Below are 6,548 nucleotides of genomic sequence, written 5' to 3'. Positions count from 1 at the left end.
CCAACGGAAGGTCTGGGAAACGCTCCTCCAAATGCAGCAAATAACCGCCGAATACATGCTCTCAAACCTCCCCAATCCTCCTCGTCGCAAACGTCTCTCCAAAAAACGCTTAGGACTTAACTAACCGCCATTCGGATCTGATCCCTGATCGTTCCAGTCCCAAAACCTCGCATTGATTCTAGGAGAGGCGAATCCCACTCGGGAGGATCCGCCCCCTCAAAAGCCGGTTTCCAGTGGTGATTCGACTGTCCTGTAATCACTGCGACCAAATCCGGCTTCTAAGAATGGCACTGCAATTTTTGGGACAACGAACATGATTAACTGGAAATCACGACCGCCTTTTGGCCACTTGGCTCTGGCGACTGTCATCGCGACGGCTTTCCTCCTGGCTGCTACCCGTTCGACTGCCGATGAGTGCAGTGGCACGCCGCCGCCAAGTCTTACGGCGGGAGCCGACAAATCGGTGGAGTGCGGAACACCGTGGAGTTTCGATCCCGTCGTCGCCATCGATGCCAGCAACAACCCACTCTCGACGGAGATTGTTTCCACCACCACCAACATCCTCACGCCAGGGCTGATCGCCGTGGACCGGACCTGGCGGGCAATCGACGCTTGTGGAAATGAACGTGAAGCAACACAGCGCGTAACGGTGCATGAGGCCGGTCCTCCAGTGATTGTTTGTCCCACGGACATATCAGTGGATTGTCCAAGGCATGTTTCCTTCGCGGTGACTGCTACGGCCGACTGCCCATCCTCCACCGTCACTCTGACCACCATACCTCCGAGTGGCAGCTTTTTTGTGGCGGGGGTCCATACGGTCGTGTGCACCGCCGTGACCGAGAGCGGCCTAAGATCCGAATGCCAGTTCAAGGTTACGGTGGCGGGGAACTGCGACCTCCCCTTCTTCGGAGGGACGGCCGCAGTGGTAGAAGGGAACGCCCAAGCCGCCCTAAGGGCCGACGGCTCGATGCGGCTTCACCAGATTGGCAGCTCCGGCGACGATGGGATAAGACTCATCTTCGGAGGTGCGGATGTGATCCGCGTGAATTTTGATCGCTCCATCCAAGCCGGCGAGTTGCCTGCCGGTGCGGTGTTCGTCGCCAAAGCGCTCGACGAATCCGCAAGGGAACTGGCCTCGATGCGTCTCCAGCGGCATGGGACATTCGCGGTCTTCGAACTCCTTCCAAATTTCAGAGCCTTAGGTTCTTCGACTTACCGGCTTCGAGTCTACAAAGGCAGCCAGCTTCTCTACGAGTCGGCCGGCCGATCGGTGCCAGCCCCCAATCAGTTTCCGCTCCGAGACCAAGTCTTCCTGGATGCGATTCCACTGGCCATTCGGGTGGAGAACCGGTCGGAGGATGGGGTGACGTTCATCACCTCGTTCGGGGGACCCTCCGGGATCTCCCTCTACAATTCGGGAAACCCCCTGGGCTTCTCGGCTGACCGACTGGAACTAGTTGCCGAGCCCGTCGAGGGGATCCGATCGCGCTCCCCACTTTCAGAACTTGACCTCCGGATGAGCGGCGTCGCGGAGCGGGTTATCGCCAGCCTAGCCCTTACACATTTCCGACAAGAAATCCGCGGCAGCCAGGGGATCCTCTGCTCAGCGTCGACCGGCCACCTGCGTCTCCTATCGCAGCCCACGATCCCTGCATCGCTGGAGTTACCCACCTGGCCCATCCCACCACCTGCTTGGAAGCCGTTGACTCCCGTCGGATATTTTGATGACTACGAGGTCGACAATCCTTCGGGCTTTTCCGGTTACTGGAAGGATCAAAACCCACTTGGATATGCAGCCGACTGGGATGTGAAGTTCGACCTGACCGATAAAGCCTCTACTTGGCTCCAGCAACCAGGATTTCGTCCCGGAAAATCCCACGCCGAGCTCAAGTTCGGTGAAGGAAGCCTGTACGCTCCCGGTGCCGAACTGCGGTTTATCGCCGGGGGCGTCGGAAACACACTGCCTGGATCTTCAAGCGTCACGATGGGTTTTCTCCTCTTCCGAGAGAACGGAGGAAAGATCGAGCTGAGCGCTGGATTTCCCAAGACATTCCCCGACCCACCGCCCGCACGACATCGGTGCGAGATATTCCTGGCCGACGGGACGATGCGGGCAATTGAAGGAACCCGGCCCTCCGTCAACTTGGATCTGCTTCACGTCCCTCCAGGAACCCTCAAGGCCGAGATCGCTTCGGACATGCGATTGGCTTTAGCAGTGAACTTCGATGGGCTTCCGGTCCGAGCAATCCTAGAGGATGGCGAGGCGGTTCAAGTGGTTTCGCTGCACTGGACAGATAGCCAAGTATCCCAACCTCCACGTTGGACACCGGGCAGTATCCGTGCCCTGGTCCTCGCCGGCAAAAAGGTTGAAGACTTCTTGGTCCGCGATCTCATCAGCCACGCGGACAACCCAACACCGAGCCTCTTCTTTGCGGGCCATCGAGTCCGACCCATCGGAAACATCGACTTCAGACTCGATCCGGTGGGCACGCTGGCGCTCAGTGGCTTGTCACAAAGCGGAAGGGATGGTGTGTCGATCGAGTTCAACTCGGAAACGGACAGGAATCCGAGCCCACCACCGGGAGCCATCACGCTGGGCACCGTGAATCTCGGCTACGTGCCAGTAAGCCCAGTCCAGTTTCCTCGAGTGGGAGCCAGTCTCCAGGTGCAATGGGTAGGCCACGACTCGGGAGACGGATCAGCAGAGGGTTGTTGCCCGGTCTACGCCGCTCTCGGCGGGAGGAATCTGAACGATGGAAGTCCCTACTTCTTCGCGACGCGCTTCCCTGCCTTGCATTCAACTCGCCACACGCTCCGGTTGTTTCGCGGCGATCAGCTGGTGTTTGAGCAGAATGGGCGAGTGAACGAGGCGGAGGGTGCTCGAGGCAATCTGCTTCCCAGCATCCTGCCGGACACGGTGACCGCAGTCGCGGTGGGGGGGCAGTTCACATGGGTGTTGGGTTGGAACCGCATCCTTTGGATAACCAGCAACGATTCGAGCGGTTCCAAGGACTTCCTGGCGGATCGGGTCGAGATTCTGGCCGAAAACGGCGAGAGCGTCCCCATCACGTCCGGTTCTTTGGAGGTGCGAGCCAGCCACATCGACACGTTGCGTCTGCTCAACCTGGGAGATCGAACGGATCCGTTGGTTCCAACGCTCAACTTCGGAATCGCCGACGGACATCTCAGACTGGACTGGTCCAGAACTGCCATGGGCATCCCGAAGCTTCAACTCAGTCACTCGGTCAACGGACCTTGGACCACCGGCATGGCAAACCCCGTCGCCGACGAACGCTGGGCCTTTGACCTGGAGACTTCGGCCGACGAAGGCTACGCACGCCTGGTCACTCCGGATCTCTCGGAAGGATGCGTCAACTTCCTTACCCAAAGTCCAAGGGAAAGGCCCAATCCATGGAACGTCTCGGGTTGGACCTTCGAACGGTTTGACAACGAGGATACGCGCACACGGGTAAACCGGATCCTGGAATCTTCAGGAAGGGGTGCGCTGGAGGTGGATTCGCGGATGGACATGGAATTGCCGACGCCGGGGCGGGAAGTGGACATCGGATTCGTTCATTCGGGAGCTTCCATCAAGTGGGAGGCGTTCGACGATTTGGGAAAGGCGGATGAGATCTTGGTGCCACCCCATGCAACGAGAGGCCGCCAGGAGTTGGTGACACTGCGAGCGCGGGAACATCGGCCGCTGCGCCGTCTCAAAGCCACCGTAATTGGGGATGCTGTCGCACTCCGCGAACTCTGCCTTCGCGCCCATAAATCGCGGGACGATGCCAGCAATTTTGCCTGTTTACCGCTGTGGACAGCCGAGGGGGGGGAGGTCCCCAATCCCTGGATTCAAGGGGACCTCACCTTCGCCGCTAGCAATGCCAGCGGACCGCTGCCCAACGGCCGCATCAGCCGCTATGGCAGTTCTCAGTCGGCTTATGATACCGTTGGATACGAGGTAACCTACCAGCTTGAGCTAACCCTTACCCATCCCCGACCGTTCGTGGAGTTGGAGTTTCTTTCCGGCTCAGGACAGATTGAATTTCAACCTTACGATGACTTGGACACGCCCCTGCCGCCCTACCGTTTGAACCGAGTGACGGCGACCAGCGGAGAAACCGTCAACTTCAAGAGCGGCTTGCGCGGCATCCGAAGAATCGTCATCACCACGCCCAAGGGCCTCACGCGAATCCTGAAGATCTGCCTGGGGGAATTGCCAGCGCCCGTCTGTCGGGATGCCGCCAGCCTTGCAGCTCGGCCGCTCAGGAACCCACAACCCGTCGGTGATACCGTCTGGACATTCCGGAATGCATCGGGTGATCTGGCGACATCCGCGATCCTTACCGATCCAAGCGGAAGCGAGGCCGGTTTGGAACTGACCGCGGATACGGCAATTGAGTTCGCAACCGACCAGCACGCTGTCGAGCTGCGGCTGTTAGTGGCGGAGGGTGCTGCCACCCTTTCCGCCGAAGCGACGACGTTGGGTGGACGCAATGCTGCCAAGTTGCCTGAAGCAATCTACGCGTCGGGGGTTCACAGCTTGACTCTTACAGACTATTGCACCATCGGGTGTGGTGAGAACATCCGACGTGTGCGTCTTAAGTTATCGAATGGCAAAGCGTCGGTGAGTCGGGTCTGCACTCCCACGAAGAGGGAGAACTAAGGTTCGGGATCGGGGCCAACGGAGGCCGGTGCCGTGACGCTCCAGGCCTGGAGCGAACGCGAACCGAGGGTCCCAATATCCACTCGCATGCAATGACTCTCGGGGCGAACGCAGGACAATTCCAGGATGGTTTTCAACTCAGGCACAAAATCGGCGCCGCACCGCTGACGCAATGATTCAACTGCAGGTATCCATCCATAGAATCGCGTCGCAGGATCGACTGCGTGCTCAAAGTTGGGATCGTCTTGTGCCGAGGTGTTGTTGAATTTCGTGATGCGCACGGCGATTTCACGCCCAGCCGCTTGAACCGCCGGAATCAGTTCCTGTGGAGGAGAGGGCAGCATCCCCACGCACTTCAACGCAGCGTGCGCGAGCTCAGCATCAGGGCTGACGACCAGTTCCGCCAGTTCGGCCACCAGATTCGAGCGGCTGCTGATCAGCTGCAAGGCCCGCTGCGTATGCGATTGCTCGTACGCTAAATACGGGAACCAAGCCTGGATGGGGGAATCCGCTGGAATCGCCAGAAAGGCCTCCTCTGCCCTGGCAGCCTGCTCAGACATCAGCTCCTCGTGAGTCGGCATCGGGGCTGGCAAAGGTATTTTCTGAAGCCGAAAGCGACAGGACATCTTGTCCGCTGGCCACGGCTCTCCGTTCATCTGCTGCCGAGGAATCCAGGCGCTCCACGCCAAGAACTCCCGCCCAGGCCGCCTCGGCAACGGCAGCAGAAATCCAAACGCCTCTTGGGCATCTTTTGGAGCCAGACTGACGCTGCGTTTACCTCGTTCGGTGAACAAGCCGACGGTAGTCGGAACGATCCATTGTCCGCCCTCGAAACGGGCGGAGTTGGTATGAACGTTACCATAATCGCGTTTACGACAGGTATGTCCGGAGAGGGAGGCGAATGTGTAGAGCCATTCCCCTTGCGCTGTGGGCGGATTCGTCCCGTGGAAGGTATTCGGAAATCGGAACTCGACCTCCAAGGTCAACTCCTGTCCATCGATCTCGGGAGGAACGTCGGCCAGCAGTCGGCAGAACACGGCGGCGAGACCCGCGATGACCACAACCACGCCAAGGGCCGCCGCCAGTTCCTTACCGAGTCCGGGACCAGAATACCCAACGACGAGCCTCGAAGCAACGAGTCCGAGAATGAATCCCAAGACACCCCCCGCCACCCCCAGGAACATCACAAAAAAGCCCGAGCCACCCTCCCGGGAAGAGACATGATACCAGGACACGCAGGCATTCGCCAGAAAACCGGCCAGCAAAAGGCCAACGGCTCCGGAACCCACCGCCGCTACCATGGAATTCAGCCAACTCATAAACATTTTGCTACAGAAATCACTCGGTTAACCAACGCAACCAGGTAGGCCCTTGCCAGACGGTGGGCCGCCAGTCCCACCCCGCGCGAGTGACCGCCTCGATCAGCGGCGATTTCATTTCGTTCAGGTTGAATGTATAGGCGTAGTCGAGCTCCGGCTTAAACCGGCCCTGATCATCGATCTGAAGTCCCAACACGCGATGGTGCTCATATTTAAAGAACACGATTCCGAGCATGGCTTTCCATTCCATCTGAGTGCCACCGCGCCCGGCCGACCAATCAAAGGCCCGGACATAATCTGTGGCCCGGACTTTGTGTGAAGCTTCGTCCAGCATAAGCCGAATTCGAAAACTACGTTTCATTCCCCGGACTCTGGCCAGGTCTACCCACTTGGCATCCGCATACTTCCAGGTAACAAACAGCTCGTTGGACGAAGCCGCTACGCGGAGGCCTTCGGCTGGGAGGGTGTCAGAGGATTGCTTCTGAGTCCTGAGTGTCATCCAGATCATTCGCTTCGCAGTTCAAAAGGTAATCTGTCGTAGCAGAGCCCCCGCAGCGACAGGC

The 6,548-nt window shown here is 58.9% G+C and carries 3 protein-coding genes; 1 reads left to right on the top strand and 2 read right to left on the bottom strand.

Annotated features, from left to right (window positions below; translation table 11 throughout):
• The first annotated feature begins 313 nt into the window (after positions 1 to 313).
• The gene (locus JNN07_12380; protein ID MBL9168531.1) at positions 314 to 4,666 is read left to right on the top strand and encodes an HYR domain-containing protein; all 4,353 of its coding nucleotides are present in this window, start codon (positions 314 to 316) and stop codon (positions 4,664 to 4,666) included.
• On the opposite strand, the gene JNN07_12375 is transcribed toward JNN07_12380, so the two are convergent.
• On the bottom strand, positions 4,663 to 5,985 hold the full coding sequence (locus tag JNN07_12375; GenBank protein MBL9168530.1) for a GlsB/YeaQ/YmgE family stress response membrane protein: 1,323 nt from the start codon (positions 5,983 to 5,985) through the stop codon (positions 4,663 to 4,665). The two genes, JNN07_12380 and JNN07_12375, sit on opposite strands and share 4 nt — an antisense overlap.
• Before the next feature lie 19 nt (positions 5,986 to 6,004).
• The gene (locus JNN07_12370) at positions 6,005 to 6,484 is read right to left on the bottom strand and encodes a hypothetical protein (GenBank protein MBL9168529.1); all 480 of its coding nucleotides are present in this window, start codon (positions 6,482 to 6,484) and stop codon (positions 6,005 to 6,007) included.
• Positions 6,485 to 6,548 lie beyond the last annotated feature (64 nt).

The sequence above is a fragment of the Verrucomicrobiales bacterium genome (genome assembly GCA_016793885.1).
GTDB lineage: Bacteria > Verrucomicrobiota > Verrucomicrobiia > Limisphaerales > UBA11320 > UBA11320.
Note: the sequence above shows the minus strand (reverse complement) of the source record. Positions and strands in the feature narration are given on the sequence as shown.

What these genes read in the sequence shown, in the direction of transcription:
- JNN07_12380 (MBL9168531.1), top strand. Translation starts at nt 314, where the DNA reads ATGATTAACTGGAAATCACGACCGCCTTTTGGCCACTTGGCTCTGGCG.
- JNN07_12375 (MBL9168530.1), bottom strand. Translation starts at nt 5,985, where the DNA reads ATGAGTTGGCTGAATTCCATGGTAGCGGCGGTGGGTTCCGGAGCCGTT.
- JNN07_12370 (MBL9168529.1), bottom strand. Translation starts at nt 6,484, where the DNA reads ATGACACTCAGGACTCAGAAGCAATCCTCTGACACCCTCCCAGCCGAA.